The sequence below is a fragment of the Pseudomonas rustica genome, from assembly GCF_018336155.1.
GTDB classification, from domain to species: domain Bacteria; phylum Pseudomonadota; class Gammaproteobacteria; order Pseudomonadales; family Pseudomonadaceae; genus Aquipseudomonas; species Aquipseudomonas rustica.
Genome location: NZ_JAGYHF010000002.1, coordinates 235249 through 254893 on the forward strand (window position 1 = coordinate 235249; position 19645 = coordinate 254893).

Consider the following 19645-nt stretch of genomic DNA (forward strand, 5'->3'; position numbering starts at 1 on the left):
ACTACAATCACCAATGACTTTGTAACTATATCTTTCGAGCTAGCCATGCAACGCGACGCCCTCCTCACTCAGGATGAGCTGGATTTCATCCAGACCATGCAGCACAACCCGCAGCTGAATGTGCGGGATGCGACGTCGAGTCTGCTGGTTAATGGCGGTTCGCAGATCCGTGATTTGCTCACGCGCCTGGCCGCTCACGAACAAGTGACCATTCAGGCCAACTTCGAAAATCAACAGATGACTTTCCCGCTGCACCTGGTGGAAGACGAGTTCCACGCGCTGCATTTGCGCCTCGGCGTGCCGAGCATTTACGAAGACGGCCCGATGGTGCGGCCATGGCGCCTGGCGCTGGACGAGCCGGTGGCGCTGGAAAACGCCAATGGCCAACCGGGGACGTTGTGGGTACATGAGGTGTCGCACAAAGGCGTGTTGCTGGAAGTGCGCAACAAGACCAAACCACCGAAGCATTTCGCCCTGTGGTTCAGCCCTTCAGGCTATGAGCGAATTTCCCTGCGCGGCAATTTCGAGCGTGAGACCGACAAAGGTTTCTTCGCCTACGAACTGAGCCAGACCGATGCCGATGAAACCGAGCGCCTGCGCCAGTTCATTCTGCAACAACATCGCCTGACCCACCCTGCCCTGCACACCTGAGTCTCAGGTATCGAGTTTGCCCGCGAGATATTGCGTCAGCCGCTGACGCATGGTCGCGCCTTCATTGCCCAGACAACCGATTGACGATCCGGCCAGAGTATCCTCTGCCAGATCCGCTGCATCCCCCGCCAGCAACACCTGACAATCCAGACTCAATGCCAAACGGTTCAAACGCCGTGGCAGTTCGACGGCCGGTGCGTGATTGGAAAACAGCACCAGTGCCTGCGGTTTGATCTTTTCGCAGACCAGCGTCAATTCATCGAATGGCTGACCGGTCGTCAGCACTCGCACACCGGCGTCGCTGCTACTCAAAAACAGCGCGGCCACCAGCAATTCCAGTTCACGGCACTGACCGGCCAATGCGCTGACGAGAATCTTGCGGGGCTGCGTGGTGCGTAACGCGATGATTCGTTGCAGTACGCGGGTTCTGAGGTAGCCGTCGTAGAACAGCCATTCGCTGGTGTGTCCGAAGGCGTCCTGCCCCAGCAGCAATTGCCGCCACAGCGGCAGCAGGATGTCCTGAAAAACCACGGGCAGCGAATAAGAAGAAAAAATCTGGCCGTAGACTCGATCCAGTTCAAGATCGTCGAAGGCGCTGACCGCACGCTTTACCTGATGCTGCCACTGCTGGTAATCAGCCTGCACCTGATCATCGGAAATGATATGCGACAGTGCTTTTAGCGGTTCGGTTTTAGCGAGGATTTTGCCGACCTTGCTCACGGAGACGCCACGATCGATCCACTCGACAATGCTGCGAACGCGCTCGATTTCGGTCATTGAATACAGCCGATGCCCACTTTCGGTGCGCGTCGGTTCGATCAAACCGTAACGTCGCTCCCAGGCACGCAGCGTGACCGGGTTGACCCCGGTGAGTCGGGACACTTCACGAATGGGAAAGAGGTCTTCGCGCTCGAGCGCGTCAGACGCCCGTGAAACAGGGCTCAGCTCCGTGATGACAGGCATAGTGCGCTCAACGTCCTTGTAAAGTGATTGGATCCATTCTAGCTGCAATGCCCGCTAAAGGTAAAAGCGATGAACTGCGACGAAAGTCTCTGGTTAAATCGCGAAATTCAGGAATAATCCTTGCTTGGCAATAAACGCGGGCCTCTACCCCGGCGCGCGTCTGGCGAAACTCCTACCCGGAGTGCCGCGAACGAAATACGGAGATACACAATGTCTACTTCCCCCGTCACGCTGATGGTCGCGCGTCGCGTCGCCGATGGTCGCTATCAGGATCTGATTGCCTGGTTGCGCGAAGGCGAACAACTGGCCACCGACTTTCCCGGTTATCTCGGCTCTGGCGTGCTCGCTCCGCCGCCCGGTGATAACGAGTTTCAAATCATCTTCCGCTTCGTCGATGAACAGACTTTGCATGCGTGGGAGCACTCCGCCTCGCGTACGGCATGGCTGGATCGGGGCAGCGATCTGTTTGCCCATCCGAAGGAACATCGCGTCAGCGGCATCGAAGGTTGGTTCGGCGCGGCGGGTCAGCGTCCGCCACGCTGGAAGCAGGCGGTGGCGATCTGGCTGGCGTTCTTTCCGGTGTCAATGCTGTTCAACTTCGTGCTGGGCCCGTTGCTCGGCGAAATGAGTCTGCTGCCGCGGGTGTTTATCAGCACGCTGTGCCTGACGCCATTGATGGTTTACTTCTTTATTCCGTTGTCGACGCGGTTACTGGCGAATTGGTTGAACAGCGCGCCAGTTCGACGTGTACCAGCCGAGCCAGTATCCCAAAATCGCTGAATAACCTGTGGGAGCGGGCTTGCTCGCGAAAGCGGTGTGTCAGTCAGCAAAATTATTGCCTGACACGACGCCTTCGCGAGCAAGCCCGCTCCCACCCAAAGCAAAACGCAAAGCCCGCTCTGCAATAGGTGGGCAAGCCGTGTCGCTGTTATAGTTTTTGCTCCCACCGCGATGCGAGCCGTTCATGTCCACTTCCGCAGCCCCGATCCTCATCACCGGCGCCGGCCAGCGTGTCGGTCTGCATTGCGCGCAGCGTTTGCTTGAAGACGGTCATCGCGTCATCTTCACCTACCGCACCGAACGTCCCGGCGTACAAACACTGCGCGATTTGGGCGCCATCGGCCTGTTCGCCGACTTCTCCAGCGAAGCCGGGATTCTCGCCTTTATCAGCGAACTGAAAAACCACACCGACAGCCTGCGCGCCATTGTGCACAACGCCTCCGAGTGGCTGGCCGAAACCCCGGGCAGCGAGGCCGAAGCCTTCACCCGCATGATCAATCTGCACATGCTCGCGCCTTACCTGATCAACCTGCACTGCGCCGATTTGTTGCAACGCTCGACACCCGCCGACATCATCCACATCAGCGACGACGTCACGCGCAAGGGCAGCAGCAAACACATCGGCTATTGCGCCAGCAAAGCCGGGCTCGACAGCCTGACGCTGTCCTTCGCCGCGCGCTTTGCGCCAGCAATCAAGGTCAACGGCATCGCGCCGGCCCTGCTATTGTTCAATCCCGACGACGACGCGGCGTACCGCATCAAAGCGCTGGCCAAATCGGCGCTGGGCATCGAGCCCGGCAGCGAAGTGATCTACCAGAGCCTGCGCTATCTGCTCGACAACCCTTATGTCACCGGTACGACCCTGACCGTCAACGGCGGGCGGCACGTCAAATAACGCCTAGCTGCGAGGATGTCCATGAGCCTTTCCCTGCCCGAAAACTACCGTGAAATCCTCATCGGTCTCGGCGAAAATCCCGACCGCGAAGGGTTGCTCGACACCCCGGTGCGCGCGGCCAAAGCCATGCAATACCTGTGTCACGGTTACGATCAGAGCGTCGAGCAAATCGTCAACGGCGCGCTGTTTGCTTCGGACAGTGACGAGATGGTGATCGTCGCCGACATCGAGTTGTACTCGTTGTGCGAACATCACCTGCTGCCCTTCATCGGCAAGGCCCATGTGGCTTATATTCCGACGGGCAAGGTGCTGGGGTTATCGAAAATCGCGCGGCTGGTCGACATGTTCGCCCGACGCCTGCAGATTCAGGAAAACCTCACCCGGCAAATCGCCGACGCGGTGCAACAGGTCACCGATGCCGCTGGCGTCGCCGTGGTCATCGAAGCCAAACACATGTGCATGATGATGCGCGGCGTGGAAAAACAGAATTCGACGATGAACACCTCGGTCATGCTCGGCGCCTTCCGCGAGTCGAGCAACACCCGTCAGGAGTTCCTGCAATTGATTGGACGGAGCAAGTAAATGCCACAACTTCAACCGGGAATGGCGCGCATCCGGGTCAAGGATCTGCGCTTGCGCACCTTTATCGGGATCAACGAGGACGAGATCCTCAACAAGCAGGATGTGCTGATCAACGTCACCATTCTGTATGCCGCGCAGGAAGCGGTGCGTGACAACGACATCGATCACGCGCTGAACTACCGCACGATCACCAAAGCGATCATCGCTCACGTCGAGGGCAACCGTTTTGCGTTGCTCGAACGTCTGACGCAGGAACTGCTCGATCTGGTGATGAGCAACGGCTCGGTGCTGTACGCCGAAGTCGAAGTCGACAAGCCGCATGCGCTGCGATTTGCCGAATCGGTATCGATCACCCTCGCGGCAAGCCGCTGAGCTTCAAGCTTCGAGCTGCAAGCGTTAAGCTACCGCCACCCACAATCCAAACTTGCAGCTTGAAGCTCGCCGCTTGAAGCTGTCTCGAAGAGACCTCCATGAACGAGCAACAACGCCTCGAACTCGAAGCCGCCGCCTTCCGCCGGCTGGTCGCCCATCTGGACAGCCGCAAGGACGTGCAGAACATCGACCTGATGAACCTCGCCGGGTTCTGCCGCAATTGCCTGTCGAAGTGGTACAAGGCCGAAGCCGACGAGCGCCAGATCGACGTCAGCCTCGATGACGCCCGCGAAGTGGTTTACGGCATGCCGTACGCCGAGTGGAAAGCCCAATATCAGCAAGAAGCCAGCGCCGACCAGCAAGCGGCGTTCGCCAAAGGAAAAACCCATGAGTGACCTGAACACCCTGCGCGCCAGCCTGAAAAGCGGCGAGCACGCTTTCGCCGACACCCTGGCTTTCATTGCTGCCGGTTACGACTACCAGCCGCAAGCCTTCAACAACGGTGGCGTGGAAAACGCCGCCGGGCAGAACGAAGGTTCGTGCAAGACCTTGGGTCTGGCGCTGCTGGAAGGCCTGAGCGATGAAGAAGCGCTGCTGGCGTTTGGCGAGCATTATCGCTCGGTGGTGGCGACGCCTGAGGGCAGCGATCACGGCAACATCCGTGCGTTGATCAAACACGGTCTGGCCGGCGTCAAGTTCAGCGCCCAACCCCTGACCCGCCGCTGATCAAGCAAAAGATCGCAGCCTTCGGCACCGTGATCGTTCCCACGCTCCGCGTGGGAATGCAGCCGGGGACGCTCCGCGTCCCATCGGACGCAGAGCGTCCATATGAGGCATTCCCACGCAGAGCGTGGGAACGATCATCACGTGGCTGAAACTCCGGGCACAAAAAAACCGGCCAATCTGGCCGGTTTTTTTATGCCTGCGATCTTAGAACGATGCGTTCTGCAGACCGTCCAGGTAACGCTCGGTGTCCAGTGCCGCCATGCAGCCGGCGCCGGCCGAGGTGATGGCCTGACGGTAAACGTGGTCAGCCACGTCACCGGCGGCGAAGATGCCTTCGACGCTGGTCGCAGTCGCATTGCCTTCACGGCCGCCGTGCACCACCAGGTAACCGTCTTTCAGGGTCAACTGGCCTTCGAACAGCGAGGTGTTCGGGGTATGGCCGATGGCGATGAACACGCCGTCGACGGTGATTTCGTCGAAGCTGCCATCGTTGTTCTTCAGACGCGCACCGGTCACGCCCATGTTGTCGCCCAGGACTTCGTCGAGAGTGGCGTTCAACTTGAGGATGATCTTGCCTTCAGCGACGCGAGCGTTGAGCTTGTCGATCAGGATCTTCTCGGCGCGGAAGGTTTCGCGACGGTGAATCAGGGTCACGGTGCTGGCGATGTTGGCCAGGTACAGCGCTTCTTCAACTGCGGTGTTGCCGCCGCCGACCACAGCGACTGGCTTGTTGCGGTAGAAGAAACCGTCGCAGGTTGCGCAGGCCGAAACGCCTTTGCCCATGAACGCTTCTTCCGACGGCAGGCCCAGGTAACGAGCGCTGGCGCCGGTGGCGATGATCAGGGCGTCGCAGGTGTAAACCGCGCTGTCGCCGGTCAGGGTGTAAGGCTTGGCAGCGAAATCCACAGCGTTGATGTGATCGAAAACGATCTCGGTTTCAAAACGCTCGGCGTGCTCGCGCATGCGCTCCATCAGGGCTGGACCGGTCAGGCCGTGAACGTCGCCCGGCCAGTTGTCGACTTCGGTGGTGGTGGTCAGTTGACCGCCGGCCTGCATGCCGGTGATCAGCAGTGGCTTGAGGTTGGCACGGGCCGCGTATACCGCAGCGCTGTAACCGGCAGGGCCGGAACCGAGAATAATCACTCGCGAATGACGGACTTCAGACATGACCTGCTCCTGTTGACCGGGCCGAAAAAACTGGCACGGATCGCCGGACTGCCGGCGGAAATAAAAAAGGACCGTGGAAAACCTTGGGGAAGGCTTGAGCTCGACAGTCCTGTAAAAAGTTGGGTGCAGCGTATCGAGGGGGGCAAGATTAAGGAAATACGGATTAACAATCCAGCTCATAGGTGGTCTCTATGCCGACACACTGACGAGATGGACGTCTTTGTTACAGTGAATGTCGATCGCTCTACCGTGCTTTCGCCGCCGTTGCAAAGTCGGTAAGGTCGGCGCGTTTTCCCTTGCTCGGAGCACCTTATGCCCGCCCCTGTTCTGTCCGGCCCGCAATACCTGCGCGAAGGCCTCAAACTGGTTCTCAGCCCTGGCCTGCGCTTGTTCGTGTTGCTGCCGCTGGCGATCAACCTCGTGCTGTTCGTCGGATTGATCTATCTGGCCGGCCACCAGTTCAGCCTCTGGGTCGACACGCTGATGCCGTCGCTGCCGGAATGGCTGAGCTTTCTCAGCTACATCCTCTGGCCGCTGTTCGTCGTGTTGGTGGCGCTGATGGTGTTTTTCACGTTCACCATGCTCGCCAACGTGATCGCCGCACCGTTCAACGGTTTCCTCGCGGAAAAAGTCGAAGTGGTGGTGCGCGGCACCGATGACTTCCCGGCCTTCAGTTGGGGCGAACTGATCGAGATGGTGCCGCGCACCCTCGCCCGGGAAATGCGCAAACTCGGCTATTTCCTGCCCCGCGCGATCGGTCTGTTCATTCTTTCGTTTATCCCGGTGGTGAACATCATCGCCGCGCCGCTGTGGCTGTTGTTCGGCGTGTGGATGATGGCGATCCAGTACATCGACTACCCGGCAGACAACCACAAACTCGGCTGGAACGAGATGCTCGCCTGGCTGCGGCAGAAGCGCTGGCAGAGCATGAGTTTTGGCGGGATCGTCTATCTGGTGCTGCTGATTCCAGTGGTGAACATTTTGATGATGCCGGCCGCCGTCGCCGGTGCGACGCTGTTCTGGGTGCGTGAGCGTGGCGCCGAGAACCTCGTGACTCAACGCTAACGCGGCGTCACAAATCCATCATCCGAACGTCACAACGACGACATGGCCTCAGCCGACACTGAGGTCATGACGACAGCTCTGCATATCACCCTCATCAGCGAAACCTTCCCACCGGAAATCAACGGCGTGGCCAATACCCTTGGCCGCTTGTGCGATGGACTGCGCGCGCGCGGGCATCAAGTGGATCTGGTGCGCCCGCGTCAGGCCGGCGATCCGCAGCGCAGCGATGACGACGCGCTGCTGTTGTGCCGGGGCTGGCCGCTGCCGGGCTATCCGGGGCTGCAATGGGGCCAGTCGTCGATGCACAAATTGCTGCGCCGCTGGAAACGCCAGCGCCCGGATGTGCTGTACATCGCCACGGAAGGCCCGCTGGGTTTATCGGCTTTGCGCGCGGCGCGACGCCTGGGGATTTCGGTGGTCAGCGGCTTTCACACAAATTTTCAGCAATACACCAGTCAGTACGGCCTCGGCTTGCTGACGCGGATGCTCACGCACTATCTGCGCTGGTTTCACAATCGCTCGGCGATGACGCTGGTGCCCAGTCCCAGTCAACGTCTGGAACTGGAGCGTCGACATTTCGAGCGTTTGGCGTTGTTGTCGCGCGGTGTCGACAGCCAGTTGTTTCACCCGAGCAAACGCCTGAACGCCTTGCGTGAGCAATGGGGACTCGGCGAGCGCGACGTTGCCGTGATTCACGTAGGACGCCTCGCGCCGGAGAAAAATCTGGGCCTGCTCAAGCGCAGCTTCGAAGCACTGCGCAGCGCTTATCCACAGCGCAATCTGAAACTTATCGTGGTCGGCGACGGGCCGCAGCGAGTGGCGCTGGAAAAGGAACTGCCTGAGGCGATTTTTTGCGGTGCCCAGCGTGGCGAAGCGTTGGCGGCGCACTATGCGTCGGGGGATGTGTTTTTGTTTCCGAGCCTGACCGAAACCTTTGGCAATGTGGTGCTGGAGGCGTTGGCGTCAGGGTTGGGGGTGGTGGCTTACGATCAGGCTGCGGCGGCGCAGCATATTCGCCATGGCTACAGCGGCGTGCTGGCGATGCCCGGGGACGAAGAGGCGTTTTGCGAGGCGGCGGTGTGGTTATTGGAAGAGGATGAGCGCTTGCGTTGCGTGCGCCTGAATGCGCGGCAGCATGCGAGTCGCCAGGGATGGGCGGCGATTATCGAGCAGTTTGAAGGGCATTTGCGTGGGGCGTGTTTGGGGGAGTTGGTGGTGCCTGAGGCTCAGACACTGCCCTGAATTGTTGTTGCCTTTGAAACCGCCTTCGCGAGCAAGCTTTGCTCCTACAAGACACGTGGCGAAATGCCGTTGATCTTGTAGGAGCAAGGCTTGCCCGCGAAGAGGTCAGTGATAGCGCCGCTTAAACCAGCGACATCAACGCCTCACGGCTGAACGGCAGGATATCCTGCTCACGCCCTTCGCGGACTTTCAGCGCCCAGTCCGGGTCAACCAGCAGCGCACGCCCCACCGCCACCAGATCGAATTCCTCTTTGTTCAGACGCTCCAGCAAGTTCTCCAGACTGGCCGGTTGCGCGACCTTGTCGGTGTTGACCATGAACTGCAGGAACTCGCCATCCAGACCAACGCTGCCAACGGTGATAGTCGGTTTGCCGGTCAGCTTGCGCGTCCAGCCAGCGAGGTTCAGGTCAGAGCCATCGAACTCAGGCTCCCAGAAACGCCGTGTCGAGCAGTGGAAAATATCCACGCCAGCGTCGGACAACGGCTTGAGGAATCCACCCAGCGCTTCCGGGGTCTGCACCAGACGCGCGGTGTAATCCTGCTGCTTCCACTGCGAGAAGCGGAAGATGATCGGGAAGCCTTCGCCGACCGCAGCACGCACGGCTTGAATCAACTCAATGGCAAAACGCGAACGGTTGGCCAGGCTGCCGCCGTATTCGTCGGTGCGCTGGTTGCTGCCTTCCCAGAAGAACTGGTCGACCAGGTAACCGTGGGCGCCGTGGATTTCCACGCCGTCCATGCCGATGCTTTGTGCATCCTTGGCCGCTTGGGCGAAGGCTGCGATCACGTCCTGAATGTCTTGTTTGGTCATGCCGTGCACCACGACCTGGCCGTCCTTGAGTTTTTCCGACGGGCCGTAACCCGGCACGCTGGCGTCCGGTTCGGTGCCGATGCGGCGCACGCTGCCCACGTGCCACAGTTGCGGAACGATCTTGCCACCTTCAGCGTGAACGGCGTCGACGACTTTTTTCCAGCCGGCCAACGGCGCTTCACCAAAGAACTGCGGCACGTTCGGGTAACCGTTCGAGGCAACGTGGCCAACGGTGGTGCCTTCGGTAATGATCAGGCCAACACCGGCGGCCGCACGACGGCGGTAGTACTCGATGACTTTCGAATTCGGCACGCCACCCGGGGAGAAAGAACGGGTCATCGGCGCCATGACCACGCGGGTCGGCAGTTCGAGGGCACCGAGGTGGAACGGTTTGAACAAGGCTTGAACGGGCATCGAGAGGCTCCACAGAAATGGCTTTATGACGGCGATAATATGGAGAGTCGAAGCCTTTGAACAGCATTATTGATTTCGGTGATTAAGGATTAAAAGACGCAAAGCAAAAGATCGCAGCCTTCGGCAGCTCCTACATGATCGGATGCGATTGCAACAAAAAAAATCGCAGCCCCGTCAGTCCCCTGTAGGAGCTGCCGAAGGCTGCGATCTTTTGATCTTGCTTTATCAACTCAGCGCTTTTTCAATCGCATGAACAATGGTCGGATCATCCGGCGCCGTGCGTGGCGAGAACCGCGCCAGCACCCGGCCGTCCTTGCCGAGCAGAAACTTCTCGAAATTCCAGGTGATGTCACCGGGAAACTCCGCGCCCTCGCCCGCCAGCAGACGGTAGAGCTGATGCCGTTCGTGACCGTTGACTTCGAGCTTGCTCGACAACGGAAACGTCACGCCATAGTTGAGGCTGCAGAAATCCTGAATGTCCTTTTCAGAACCGGGTTCCTGACCGGCAAACTGGTTGCACGGCAGGCCCAGCACGCTGAAGCCTTTGCCTTTGAACTGCTGATAGAGGTTTTCCAGCGCCGCATACTGGGGGGTCAAGCCGCATTTGGAGGCGACGTTGACCACCAGCACGACTTGGCCCTTGAAAGGCGCCAGCGGTAGCTCCTGACCATCCAGGGCTGTCAACTTAAGGTCGTGAAAAGCACTCATGACGAACTCCAAGATTCCCGTGTTCTACTCGAAACAGCCACTTGGCGAGACCACCAAGGACAGCCGCGGACTAAAAAGGCGCCCGCAGGCGCCTCTCCAGTACTCGAAGCTTAGCGCAGAAATCAGTGGTGATGGCCACCTTCGCCATGGACGTGACCATGAGCGATTTCTTCCTGGCTGGCATCACGGATGTCAACGATCTTCACTTTGAAGTTCAGACGCTGGCCGGCCAAAGGGTGGTTGCCGTCAACGGTCACGTCGTCGCCGTCGAGGTCACGGATGGTGACGATTTGCATCTGGCCGTCCGGCGCCGAAGCGTGGAACTGCATGCCGACTTCCAGCTCGTCAACGCCTTCGAACATGCTGCGGCTCAGGGTGCTGACCAGCTCGGCGGCGTATTCGCCGTAAGCGTCTTCCGGTTCAACGGAAACGTCCAGTTCGTCACCAACGGTTTTGCCTTCCAGAGCTTTTTCCAGGCCCGGGATGATGTTGCCTGCGCCTTGCAGGTAGACCAGCGGAGCGCCGCCGGCGGAGCTGTCGATGACCTCACCAGCGTCGTTGGTCAGGGTATAGTCGATGGAGACAGCCTTATTGGCGGCGATCAGCATGGGGCGAGACCTTTTGCATAAGAATATAGAAAGGCCAAGTTTAGCGAAGCAATCGCGCGAAAGCGAACACAACCCGGACAAACGGGTTTCAACGATCACAGGCTTCCATCAAGACGAAGAGGGCCATTGGGTGGCCGAGCTTTCCTGTGGCCACACCCAGCACCTGCGCCATCAGCCGCCCTGGCAAACCCGGGCGTGGGTACTCGACCCGGCGCAACGTATTGAAAAAATAGGCCAACCCTTTGCCTGCGGTTGGTGCGCACAAGGCTCGGTTAGCGATAACCTTGGCGACTGAATTTCGGTAGTCAGCCAGACATAAGCTGACACCATTGCCATGCAACTTTAGAGAATTCGCATGCAAACTTTTTTTATCGCACCCACCGATTTTGGCGTGGGTCTGACCTCCATCAGCCTCGGGCTGGTGCGCACGCTGGAGCGAGCGGGCCTGAAAGTCGGGTTCTTCAAACCAATTGCCCAGCCGCACCCGGGCGACACCGGCCCTGAGCGTTCCACCGAACTGGTGGCGCGCACCCACGGCCTGAAACCGCCGCAACCGCTGGGCCTCGCTCACGTTGAGCGGATGCTCGGCGACGGTCAGCTTGATGAGTTGCTCGAAGAAATCATCACGCTTTACCAGCAAGCCGCCATCGGCAAAGACGTGCTGGTGGTCGAAGGCATGGTGCCGACCCGCAGCGCCAGTTATGCCGCACGGGTCAATCTGCATTTGGCCAAGAGCCTCGATGCCGAAGTGATTCTGGTCTCCGCGCCGGAAAACGAAGTGCTCGCCGAACTCTCCGGGCGCGTCGAACTGCAGGCGCAATTGTTCGGCGGGCCGAAAGACCCGAAAGTCCTTGGGGTGATCCTCAACAAGGTCAAAACCGACGAAAGCATGGACGCCTTCGCCGCGCGTCTTAAAGAACATTCGCCATTGCTGCGCAGCGGTGATTTCCGCTTGCTCGGCTGCATTCCGTATCAACCAGAACTCAACGCCCCGCGCACCCGCGACGTCGCCGATCTGATGGGCGCGCAGGTGCTCAACGCCGGTGATTACGAAACCCGGCGGATGACCAAAATCATCATTTGCGCGCGTACCATGCGCAACACCGTCGAGCTGCTCAAGCCCGGTGTGCTGGTGGTGACGCCAGGCGATCGCGACGACATCATCCTCGCCGTCAGCCTCGCGGCGATCAACGGCGTGCCGCTGGCGGGCCTGTTGCTGACCAGCGACACCCTGCCCGATCCGCGCATCATGGACCTCTGCCGTGGCGCGTTGCAGGCCGGTTTGCCGGTGTTGTCGGTGAGCACTGGCTCCTACGACACCGCCAATCTGCTCAACGGTCTGAACAAGGAAATCCCCATTGATGACCGCGAGCGTGCGGAGATCATCACTGATTTCGTCGCCAGCCACCTCGACGCGAAATGGCTGCACCAGCGCTGCGGCACGCCTCGGGAAATGCGCCTGTCGCCAGCGGTGTTCCGTTATCAATTGATTCAGCGTGCGCAGGCAGCGAACAAGCGCATCGTCCTGCCTGAAGGCAGCGAGCCGTTCACCGTACAAGCGGCGGCGATCTGTCAGGAACGCGGGATCGCCCGTTGCGTGTTGCTGGCGAAACCGGAAGACGTCGAAGCCGTCGCCCGCGCCCAAGGCATCACATTGCCGCCCGGGCTGGAGATTCTTGATCCGGATCTGATCCGCGAACGCTACGTCGAGCCGATGGTGGCCCTGCGCAAAACCAAAAGCCTTAATGCGCCGATGGCCGAGCAGCAACTGGAAGACACCGTGGTGATCGGTACCATGATGTTGGCGCTGGATGAAGTCGACGGCTTGGTCTCGGGCGTGATCAACACCACCGCCAACACCATCCGCCCTGCGTTGCAGCTGATCAAAACGGCACCGGGCTGCACGCTGGTGTCGTCGGTGTTCTTCATGCTCTTCCCGGAGGAAGTGCTGGTCTACGGCGACTGCGTGATGAACCCGCACCCAAGTGCCACCGAGCTGGCCGAGATTGCTTTGCAAAGCGCCGATTCGGCTGCGGCGTTCGGCATCACCCCGCGTGTGGCGATGATCAGTTATTCCAGCGGCGAATCGGCCACTGGCGAGGAAGTCGAAAAAGTCCGCGAGGCCACCTTGCTCGCCCACGAACAACAGCACTCGCTGCTGATCGACGGCCCGCTGCAATACGATGCTGCGGCCAACGCTGAAGTCGCCCGGCAACTGGCGCCGAACAGTCAGGTCGCCGGTCGCGCCACGGTGTTCGTCTTCCCGGATCTGAACACCGGCAACACCACGCACAAAGCCGTGCAACGCAGCGCCGATTGCGTCAGCCTCGGGCCGATGCTGCAAGGCCTGCGCAAACCGGTGAACGACTTGCCGCGCGGCGCGCAAGTCGATGACATCGTCTACACCATCGCCCTCACCGCGATTCAAGCCGCCAACCGACCTATGGATGTGTAAATGCTGGATTTTCTACCTGCACCCGTGCGCGGTGTGATCGCTTCGCTGCTGTTGGCGCTCAACACGATTCTGCTTTGCTCGTTTCTGTTCTGCGTGGCGCTGGTCAAGGCGTTGCCGTTTGCCTTCACCCAGCGCATCGCCGGTTGGCTGATGAGCCACACCCATGAAGCGTGGATCAGCAACAACAAAGGCTGGATGAACCTGGTGCGCCGCACGCGCTGGCACCTCAGCGGCTTGCAAAGCCTCGATTATCAGCACTCGTATCTGATCACCAGTAACCACCAGAGCTGGGTCGATATTCTGGTGCTGCAATACGTGCTCAATCGCCGGATTCAGCCGCTAAAATTCTTCCTCAAGCAGGAGCTGATCTGGGTGCCGGTGATTGGTCTGGCGTGGTGGGCGCTGGGCTTTCCGTTCATGAAGCGCTACTCCAAGGCGTACCTGGCCAAGCACCCGGAGAAGAAAGGCAAAGACCTCGAAACCACGCGTAAAACCTGCGCGAAATTTCGCAATAATCCGGTGGGGATTTTCAACTTCGTCGAGGGCACGCGGTTTACCGAAGGCAAACATGCACAGCAGCAATCGCCGTTCAAATATCTGCTGAAGCCGAAGGCTGGCGGGATTGCGTTTGTGCTGGATGCGATGGGCGAGCAACTGGAGTCGATCGTTAACGTGACGATTCACTACCCGGCCGGGCGTCCAGGGTTTTGGGATTTGCTCTGCGGCAATGTGCGCGACGTGGTGGTGCACTTTGAAGAGCTGAAAATTCCGCAGCAATTCATTGGCAAGAATTACGACCAGGACGGCGAGTATCGTTTGCAGTTTCAGGGCTGGATCAATCAGCTGTGGCTGGACAAGGATGCGCTGCTGGAACAGATGCACCGCGAATATCCGAAGCATTAAGATCAAAAGATCGCAGCCTTCGGCAGCTCCTACACTGGATCGGCGTACATCCTGTAGGAGCTGCCGAAGGCTGCGATCTTTTGACTTTTAAAGGTCACAAAAAAAGCCCGCCGATGATCACTCATCGGCGGGCTTTTTGCTTTCCGCTAACGCTTAGATCGCGCCACGCTGACGCAGCAGATCCAGCACTTGCTTGACGCTTTCTTCCAGACTCAGCGTCTGCGTGTCGATCACCAGATCGGCATTCAGCGGCACGTCGTACGGGAAGGATTCGCCCGGGATGTTGTCGCCACCGGCGGCATACAGACCTTGCGGATCACGCTCGGCGCACACGGCCGGCGAGGCCTGTACGTAGACCGTCAGCAGACGATCCTTGCCGATCAGATCCTTGGCCTGTTCACGCCCTTCGGCACTTGGCGCCACGAACGAAGCCAAGGTCAGCAGACCCGCTTCGTTGAACTGACGCGCCACGTGTGCAGCACGACGCCAGTTCTCGGTACGGCCGATACGATCCTGTGGCAGACCTTTGTTGAGATCCTGACGCAGGTTCTGACCATCCAGCACAAACACCGCACGGCCCATGTCGAACAGCTTGCGCTCGACCGCGTAGGCCAGCGTGCTTTTGCCCGCGCCCGACAGACCGCTGAACAGCACGGTGGCCGGTTGCTGGCCGAAGCGCTGAGCACGTTCTTCAGTCGCAACATGCGCCAGTTTGCCGTGGTGCGTGGCAGTGCCATGGGTCACTGGCTGCGCGACGATCATGCCGGCGCCGACGGTGCCGTTGGTCAAGCGGTCGATGATGATGAACGCGCCGGTGGTGCGGTTGCTTTCGTAACCGTCGAGGGCAATCGGCGCATCGAGCGCGATCTTCACCTTGCCGATTTCGTTGAGCTGCAACGCGCTCGCCGGGCCTTCTTCCAGGGTGTTCACGTCGACCTTGTTAACGATGCTGGCAATCGAGCCTGGCACGTAACTGGTGGCGCGTTTGATGTCGTATTTCTTGCCCGGCAGCATCGGCTCTTCAGCCATCCACACCAGCATCGCTTCGAAGCTGTCGGTGACTGGCGGGACGTTGTCGGCATGCACCAACAGGTCGCCACGGGAGATGTCGATTTCGTCTTCCATGGTCAGCGTCACTGCCTGACCTGGACCGGCGTGTTCCAGCTCACCTTCGAAGGTGACAATGGATTTCACGCGGCTGCTCTTGCCCGACGGCAACACCACGACTTCGTCGCCTTTCTTGACGATGCCGCTGGCCAGCGTACCGGCGAAACCACGGAAGTTCAGGTTCGGACGGTTGACGTACTGCACCGGGAAACGCAGATCGGTGAAGTTGCGGTCGCCCGCCACTTCCACGGTCTCGAGGATTTCCATCAGCGACTGGCCTTTGTACCAAGGCGAGCGCTCGGACTTGTTGACCACGTTGTCGCCCTTAAGGGCAGACATCGGCACGAAGTGCATGCTGGTCGGCTTCATCTTCAAGCCTTCGGCGAACTTCAGGTAGTCGGCCTTGATCGACTCGAACACGCCTTCATCGAAGCCCTTCAAGTCCATCTTGTTGATGGCGACGACGATGTGTTTGATCCCCAACAGGGAAGCAATGAAGCTGTGGCGACGGGTCTGGGTCTGCACGCCGTAACGCGCGTCGACCAGGATGATCGCCAGGTCACAGGTAGAGGCACCGGTGGCCATGTTGCGGGTGTACTGCTCATGGCCGGGGGTGTCGGCGATGATGAATTTGCGTTTGGCGGTGGAGAAATAGCGGTAAGCAACATCGATGGTGATGCCCTGCTCCCGCTCGGCCTGCAGACCGTCAACCAGCAATGCCAGGTCGATGTCATCACCGGTGGTGCCGACTTTCTTCGAATCGCGGGTAATCGCTTCGAGGTGATCTTCGTAGATCATTTTCGAGTCGTGCAGCAGGCGCCCAATCAGGGTGCTCTTGCCGTCATCGACGTTACCGCAAGTCAAAAAGCGCAGCAGCTCTTTACGTTCGTGCTGGCCCAGGTAGGCGAGGATGTCCTCGCTGATCAAATCAGATACGTGCGACATGACAACCCCTTAGAAATAACCCTGACGTTTTTTGTCTTCCATCGAGCCGGCGCCATCGTGGTCGATGACACGGCCCTGGCGCTCGGAAGTTCGCGTCAGGAGCATTTCTTGAATGATGTCCGTCAGCGTTTCGGCTTCGGACTCCACGGCGCCCGTCAACGGGTAGCAGCCAAGGGTGCGGAAACGCACTTTCTTTTTGACGATGCGCGCTTTGTCTTCATCGGACAGGTGCTCGAGGATGCGCTCGTCGTCGATCATGATCAGCGTGCCGTTCTTCTCGATCACTTCGCGTTCGGCGGCGAAGTACAGCGGCACAATCGGGATGCCTTCGAGGTAGATGTACTGCCAGATGTCCAGTTCGGTCCAGTTCGACAGAGGGAATACACGGATGGATTCGCCCTTGTTGACCTTGCCGTTGTAGACGTTCCACAGTTCTGGACGCTGATTTTTCGGATCCCAGCGATGCTTGCTGTCGCGGAACGAGTACACGCGCTCTTTGGCGCGGGATTTCTCTTCATCGCGACGGGCGCCGCCGAAGGCTGCGTCGAAACCATGCTTGTCGAGTGCCTGTTTCAGGCCTTCGGTTTTCATGATGTCGGTGTGCTTGGCGCTGCCGTGGGTGAATGGGTTGATGTTCTGCGCCACGCCATCGGGGTTGATGTGGGTGATCAAGTCCAGGCCCAGTTCTTCGACCATCTTGTCGCGGAACTTGTACATCTCCTGGAATTTCCAGCGGGTGTCGACGTGCATCACCGGAAACGGCAGCTTGCCCGGGAAGAACGCCTTGCGTGCCAGATGCAGCATCACGGCGGAGTCTTTACCGATGGAGTACAGCATCACCGGGTTATCGAACTCGGCGGCCACCTCGCGGATGATGTGGATGCTTTCCGCCTCCAGCTGTTTCAGATGCGTCAGTTTGTCGACCATGGCTACTCACGAAAACTTTCTTATGAACGGCCAGCGGGCCGTGTTCGAGCGGGGAATCCTAGCACAGCGACCTTCTTCTAATCAGGACGCGGGCTAGAACGAAAGGGCATATGAATATGCCCACCAGTTCGGCCAACCCGCCCCTGTAGGAGCTGCCGAAGGCTGCGATCTTTTGATCTTGTTTTTAAAAATCAAAGATCGCAGCCTTCGGCAGCTCCTACAGAGGTCGTGTCAGTCAGATCGGGTTGGGGATGTCGATGAAGATGTGTTCGAGGGCGAAGCGTTTTGCCAGGTAATCGCCCAGTGCCTGCACGCCGTAGCGTTCGGTGGCGTGGTGGCCGGCGGCGATGAAGCTGATGTCGTTTTCGCGAGCACTGTGGAAAGTCTGCTCGGACGCTTCGCCACTGAGGAACAAATCGACGCCCGCCGCGACGCCGTGATCGATGTAGCCTTGGCCACCGCCAGTGCACCAGCCGACCCGGCGAATCATCGGGTTGCCTTCAATCAGCAGCGGCTCACGGCCCATGACTTCCTGCACTTTGCGGGCGAAGTCGCGGGCGGTCATCGGGTCTTTCAACGAGCCGACCAGGCCAACGATTTTCAGATTATCCGGATCCAGCGGCCCTTCCACCGTGATGTCCAACTGACGCGCCAGTTGCACGTTATTGCCCACGTCCGGGTGCAGATCCAGCGGCAAGTGATAGGCGAGCAAGCTGATGTCGTGCTTGAGCAGCGTCTTCAACCGGCGCTGTTTCATACCGGTGATGCACGGGTTTTCGCCCTTCCAGAAGTAACCGTGATGCACCAGCACCAGATCCGCCCCGGCCTCAACGGCAGCGTCGAGCAAGGCCTGACTGGCAGTGACGCCGCTGACAATACGCATCACCTGCGGCCGGCCTTCGACCTGCAAGCCATTGGGGCAATAATCGGCGATTTTCGCACTGCCAAGGTAACGGTCGGCTTCTTCGACGAGGGTGCTGAGGGCAACGGCCATGAAAGACTCCTAAATATCCCGTTCAGAGGCACGCGCGGCCTCGTATAATGCGCGACATTATGGGCGGTCTGACCCCGCCTGCAACTTTTCCAGGACGTGCTTAATGTTCAAGGCGCTGCGTTTTATGGGCTGGCCGCTGTTGGCCGGTGTGCTTATCGCTCTGTTGATTATTCAGCGTTACCCGCAATGGGTCGGGCTGCCGAGCCTCGACGTCAACCTGCAACAGGCCCCGCAAACCACCAGCGTGCAGCAGGGCCCGGTGTCCTATGCCGACGCGGTGACCATCGCGGCGCCGTCGGTGGTCAACCTGTACACCACCAAAGTCATCAACAAGCCGAACCATCCGCTGTTTGAGGATCCGCAGTTCCGCCGCTTCTTCGGTGACAACTCGCCGAAGCAGAAGCGTATGGAATCGAGCCTCGGTTCCGGCGTGATCATGAGCCCGGAAGGCTACATCCTCACCAACAACCACGTCACCAGCGGCGCCGATCAGATCGTCGTGGCGTTGAAGGACGGTCGTGAAACCCTCGCCCGCGTCATCGGCAGCGACCCGGAAACCGACCTCGCCGTCCTCAAGATCGATTTGAAAAACCTGCCGGCGATCACCGTCGGCCGCTCTGACAACATCCGTATCGGCGATGTCGCGCTGGCCATCGGCAACCCGTTCGGAGTCGGCCAGACCGTGACCATGGGCATCATCAGCGCCACTGGCCGCAACCAGTTGGGCCTGAACAACTACGAAGACTTCATCCAGACCGACGCGGCGATCAACCCGGGCAACTCCGGCGGCGCACTGGTCGACGCCAACGGCAACCTCACCGGCATCAACACCGCGATCTTCTCCAAGTCCGGCGGCTCGCAGGGCATCGGTTTTGCAATTCCGGTGAAACTGGCGATGGAAGTGATGAAGTCGATCATCGAGCACGGCCAGGTGATCCGTGGCTGGCTGGGCATTGAAGTGCAGCCGCTGACCCAAGAACTGGCCGAGTCGTTTGGCTTGTCCGGACGTCCGGGGATTGTCGTGGCGGGGATCTTCCGCGATGGCCCGGCACAGAAGGCCGGCCTGCAATTGGGTGACGTGATCCTGAGCATTGATGGCGAGCCGGCCGGGGATGGTCGTCGCTCGATGAACCAGGTTGCGCGGATCAAGCCGACTGACAAGGTGACCATTCAGGTGATGCGTAACGGTAAAGAGTTGAAGCTCACCGCCGAAATTGGTCTGCGTCCACCACCAGCGCCAGTGCAGGAAAAAGAAGAGTAAAACTTTTTTCGCGCCAGGCGCGCGAATAAAAGACATTCTCAAAAGGCATGTTATATTGTTTCAATTCTA

General features: G+C 59.3%; 21 protein-coding genes. 13 read left to right on the forward strand and 8 right to left on the reverse strand.

Annotation, left to right across the window (positions count from 1 at the left end; genetic code table 11):
* Nucleotides 1-45 precede the first annotated feature (45 nt).
* Nucleotides 46-651, forward strand: a complete 606-nt coding sequence (locus KFS80_RS04175; RefSeq protein WP_053117187.1) for a hypothetical protein — start codon at nucleotides 46-48, stop codon at nucleotides 649-651.
* Between the two features lie 3 nt (nucleotides 652-654).
* On the opposite strand, the gene KFS80_RS04180 is transcribed toward KFS80_RS04175, so the two are convergent.
* Complete coding sequence (locus KFS80_RS04180) at nucleotides 655-1614, reverse strand: MerR family transcriptional regulator (protein WP_212544059.1); 960 nt, start codon at nucleotides 1612-1614, stop codon at nucleotides 655-657.
* 210 nt (nucleotides 1615-1824) lie between these two features.
* On the opposite strand from KFS80_RS04180, the gene KFS80_RS04185 reads away from it, so the two are divergent.
* From KFS80_RS04185 to KFS80_RS04210, 6 genes are all read left to right on the forward strand, one after another.
* The gene (locus KFS80_RS04185; RefSeq protein WP_053117183.1) at nucleotides 1825-2394 is read left to right on the forward strand and encodes an antibiotic biosynthesis monooxygenase; all 570 of its coding nucleotides are present in this window, start codon (nucleotides 1825-1827) and stop codon (nucleotides 2392-2394) included.
* Nucleotides 2395-2578: 184 nt separating this feature from the next.
* Nucleotides 2579-3289, forward strand: coding sequence for a dihydromonapterin reductase (gene folM, locus KFS80_RS04190; protein WP_212544060.1), 711 nt, complete (start codon nucleotides 2579-2581; stop codon nucleotides 3287-3289).
* A 21-nt stretch (nucleotides 3290-3310) separates the two neighbouring features.
* Nucleotides 3311-3871 (forward strand): GTP cyclohydrolase I FolE, encoded by a 561-nt coding sequence (gene folE / locus KFS80_RS04195; RefSeq protein ID WP_053117179.1) that lies wholly within the window; start codon nucleotides 3311-3313, stop codon nucleotides 3869-3871.
* A complete protein-coding gene (folX, locus tag KFS80_RS04200; RefSeq protein WP_053117178.1) occupies nucleotides 3872-4243 on the forward strand; it encodes a dihydroneopterin triphosphate 2'-epimerase in 372 nt (123 codons plus the stop codon). It abuts the gene before it with no gap.
* Nucleotides 4244-4341: 98 nt separating this feature from the next.
* On the forward strand, nucleotides 4342-4638 hold the full coding sequence (locus KFS80_RS04205) for a DUF1244 domain-containing protein (RefSeq protein ID WP_053117177.1): 297 nt from the start codon (nucleotides 4342-4344) through the stop codon (nucleotides 4636-4638).
* Nucleotides 4631-4969 (forward strand): HopJ type III effector protein, encoded by a 339-nt coding sequence (locus tag KFS80_RS04210; protein WP_212544061.1) that lies wholly within the window; start codon nucleotides 4631-4633, stop codon nucleotides 4967-4969. The genes KFS80_RS04205 and KFS80_RS04210 overlap by 8 nt, the downstream gene beginning before the upstream one ends.
* A gap of 204 nt (nucleotides 4970-5173) precedes the next feature.
* Here KFS80_RS04210 and trxB read toward each other — a convergent pair whose 3' ends face one another.
* Nucleotides 5174-6136: a thioredoxin-disulfide reductase gene (trxB, locus tag KFS80_RS04215; protein ID WP_053117174.1), complete on the reverse strand. Its 963-nt coding sequence runs from the start codon at nucleotides 6134-6136 to the stop codon at nucleotides 5174-5176.
* Nucleotides 6137-6448: 312 nt separating this feature from the next.
* Between trxB and cysZ the strand changes: the two genes are divergently transcribed.
* Nucleotides 6449-7201 carry a sulfate transporter CysZ gene (gene cysZ, locus KFS80_RS04220; protein WP_159812166.1) on the forward strand — a complete coding sequence of 251 codons (753 nt, stop codon included), beginning with the start codon at nucleotides 6449-6451 and terminating at the stop codon, nucleotides 7199-7201.
* A gap of 42 nt (nucleotides 7202-7243) precedes the next feature.
* Nucleotides 7244-8443 carry a glycosyltransferase family 4 protein gene (locus tag KFS80_RS04225; RefSeq protein ID WP_212544062.1) on the forward strand — a complete coding sequence of 400 codons (1200 nt, stop codon included), beginning with the start codon at nucleotides 7244-7246 and terminating at the stop codon, nucleotides 8441-8443.
* A gap of 121 nt (nucleotides 8444-8564) precedes the next feature.
* On the opposite strand, the gene KFS80_RS04230 is transcribed toward KFS80_RS04225, so the two are convergent.
* The 3 genes from KFS80_RS04230 to KFS80_RS04240 all read right to left on the reverse strand — a co-directional run bounded on the left by KFS80_RS04230 (nucleotide 8565) and on the right by KFS80_RS04240 (nucleotide 10984).
* Nucleotides 8565-9668, reverse strand: a complete 1104-nt coding sequence (locus tag KFS80_RS04230; RefSeq protein WP_212544063.1) for an NADH:flavin oxidoreductase — start codon at nucleotides 9666-9668, stop codon at nucleotides 8565-8567.
* Nucleotides 9669-9893: 225 nt separating this feature from the next.
* Entirely contained in the window at nucleotides 9894-10376 is a 483-nt protein-coding gene (locus KFS80_RS04235; RefSeq protein ID WP_053117143.1) for a glutathione peroxidase, read from the reverse strand.
* 122 nt (nucleotides 10377-10498) lie between these two features.
* Complete coding sequence (locus KFS80_RS04240) at nucleotides 10499-10984, reverse strand: FKBP-type peptidyl-prolyl cis-trans isomerase (protein ID WP_053117141.1); 486 nt, start codon at nucleotides 10982-10984, stop codon at nucleotides 10499-10501.
* Between KFS80_RS04240 and KFS80_RS04245 the strand changes: the two genes are divergently transcribed.
* From KFS80_RS04245 to KFS80_RS04255, 3 genes are read left to right on the forward strand one after another with little or no spacing between them, the layout of a single operon-like run.
* The gene (locus KFS80_RS04245; RefSeq protein ID WP_082341397.1) at nucleotides 10953-11279 is read left to right on the forward strand and encodes a DUF3565 domain-containing protein; all 327 of its coding nucleotides are present in this window, start codon (nucleotides 10953-10955) and stop codon (nucleotides 11277-11279) included. The genes KFS80_RS04240 and KFS80_RS04245 overlap by 32 nt on opposite strands.
* A gap of 60 nt (nucleotides 11280-11339) precedes the next feature.
* Entirely contained in the window at nucleotides 11340-13439 is a 2100-nt protein-coding gene (gene pta / locus KFS80_RS04250; RefSeq protein ID WP_053117139.1) for a phosphate acetyltransferase, read from the forward strand.
* On the forward strand, nucleotides 13440-14342 hold the full coding sequence (locus KFS80_RS04255) for an acyltransferase (protein WP_212544064.1): 903 nt from the start codon (nucleotides 13440-13442) through the stop codon (nucleotides 14340-14342).
* 153 nt (nucleotides 14343-14495) lie between these two features.
* On the opposite strand, the gene cysN is transcribed toward KFS80_RS04255, so the two are convergent.
* The 3 genes from cysN to KFS80_RS04270 form a co-directional block, all read right to left on the reverse strand.
* A complete protein-coding gene (gene cysN / locus KFS80_RS04260) occupies nucleotides 14496-16394 on the reverse strand; it encodes a sulfate adenylyltransferase subunit CysN (protein WP_212544065.1) in 1899 nt (632 codons plus the stop codon).
* A 9-nt stretch (nucleotides 16395-16403) separates the two neighbouring features.
* Nucleotides 16404-17321: a sulfate adenylyltransferase subunit CysD gene (gene cysD, locus KFS80_RS04265; RefSeq protein WP_008085033.1), complete on the reverse strand. Its 918-nt coding sequence runs from the start codon at nucleotides 17319-17321 to the stop codon at nucleotides 16404-16406.
* A 235-nt stretch (nucleotides 17322-17556) separates the two neighbouring features.
* Nucleotides 17557-18315, reverse strand: a complete 759-nt coding sequence (locus KFS80_RS04270; protein WP_053117132.1) for a Nif3-like dinuclear metal center hexameric protein — start codon at nucleotides 18313-18315, stop codon at nucleotides 17557-17559.
* 103 nt (nucleotides 18316-18418) lie between these two features.
* Here KFS80_RS04270 and algW point away from each other — a divergent pair, with 103 nt between their 5' ends.
* On the forward strand, nucleotides 18419-19576 hold the full coding sequence (gene algW, locus KFS80_RS04275; RefSeq protein WP_159812161.1) for a Do family serine endopeptidase AlgW: 1158 nt from the start codon (nucleotides 18419-18421) through the stop codon (nucleotides 19574-19576).
* Nucleotides 19577-19645: the final 69 nt, after the last annotated feature.

Excerpts from the sequence above, each read along its gene's own strand:
- KFS80_RS04175 (WP_053117187.1), top strand. The coding sequence starts at position 46 with ATGCAACGCGACGCCCTCCTCACTCAGGATGAGCTGGATTTCATCCAG.
- KFS80_RS04180 (WP_212544059.1), bottom strand. The coding sequence starts at position 1,614 with ATGCCTGTCATCACGGAGCTGAGCCCTGTTTCACGGGCGTCTGACGCG.
- KFS80_RS04185 (WP_053117183.1), top strand. The coding sequence starts at position 1,825 with ATGTCTACTTCCCCCGTCACGCTGATGGTCGCGCGTCGCGTCGCCGAT.
- folM (WP_212544060.1), top strand. The coding sequence starts at position 2,579 with ATGTCCACTTCCGCAGCCCCGATCCTCATCACCGGCGCCGGCCAGCGT.
- folE (WP_053117179.1), top strand. The coding sequence starts at position 3,311 with ATGAGCCTTTCCCTGCCCGAAAACTACCGTGAAATCCTCATCGGTCTC.
- folX (WP_053117178.1), top strand. The coding sequence starts at position 3,872 with ATGCCACAACTTCAACCGGGAATGGCGCGCATCCGGGTCAAGGATCTG.
- KFS80_RS04205 (WP_053117177.1), top strand. The coding sequence starts at position 4,342 with ATGAACGAGCAACAACGCCTCGAACTCGAAGCCGCCGCCTTCCGCCGG.
- KFS80_RS04210 (WP_212544061.1), top strand. The coding sequence starts at position 4,631 with ATGAGTGACCTGAACACCCTGCGCGCCAGCCTGAAAAGCGGCGAGCAC.
- trxB (WP_053117174.1), bottom strand. The coding sequence starts at position 6,136 with ATGTCTGAAGTCCGTCATTCGCGAGTGATTATTCTCGGTTCCGGCCCT.
- cysZ (WP_159812166.1), top strand. The coding sequence starts at position 6,449 with ATGCCCGCCCCTGTTCTGTCCGGCCCGCAATACCTGCGCGAAGGCCTC.
- KFS80_RS04225 (WP_212544062.1), top strand. The coding sequence starts at position 7,244 with ATGGCCTCAGCCGACACTGAGGTCATGACGACAGCTCTGCATATCACC.
- KFS80_RS04230 (WP_212544063.1), bottom strand. The coding sequence starts at position 9,668 with ATGCCCGTTCAAGCCTTGTTCAAACCGTTCCACCTCGGTGCCCTCGAA.
- KFS80_RS04235 (WP_053117143.1), bottom strand. The coding sequence starts at position 10,376 with ATGAGTGCTTTTCACGACCTTAAGTTGACAGCCCTGGATGGTCAGGAG.
- KFS80_RS04245 (WP_082341397.1), top strand. The coding sequence starts at position 10,953 with ATGGAGACAGCCTTATTGGCGGCGATCAGCATGGGGCGAGACCTTTTG.
- KFS80_RS04240 (WP_053117141.1), bottom strand. The coding sequence starts at position 10,984 with ATGCTGATCGCCGCCAATAAGGCTGTCTCCATCGACTATACCCTGACC.
- pta (WP_053117139.1), top strand. The coding sequence starts at position 11,340 with ATGCAAACTTTTTTTATCGCACCCACCGATTTTGGCGTGGGTCTGACC.
- KFS80_RS04255 (WP_212544064.1), top strand. The coding sequence starts at position 13,440 with ATGCTGGATTTTCTACCTGCACCCGTGCGCGGTGTGATCGCTTCGCTG.
- cysN (WP_212544065.1), bottom strand. The coding sequence starts at position 16,394 with ATGTCGCACGTATCTGATTTGATCAGCGAGGACATCCTCGCCTACCTG.
- cysD (WP_008085033.1), bottom strand. The coding sequence starts at position 17,321 with ATGGTCGACAAACTGACGCATCTGAAACAGCTGGAGGCGGAAAGCATC.
- KFS80_RS04270 (WP_053117132.1), bottom strand. The coding sequence starts at position 18,315 with ATGGCCGTTGCCCTCAGCACCCTCGTCGAAGAAGCCGACCGTTACCTT.
- algW (WP_159812161.1), top strand. The coding sequence starts at position 18,419 with ATGTTCAAGGCGCTGCGTTTTATGGGCTGGCCGCTGTTGGCCGGTGTG.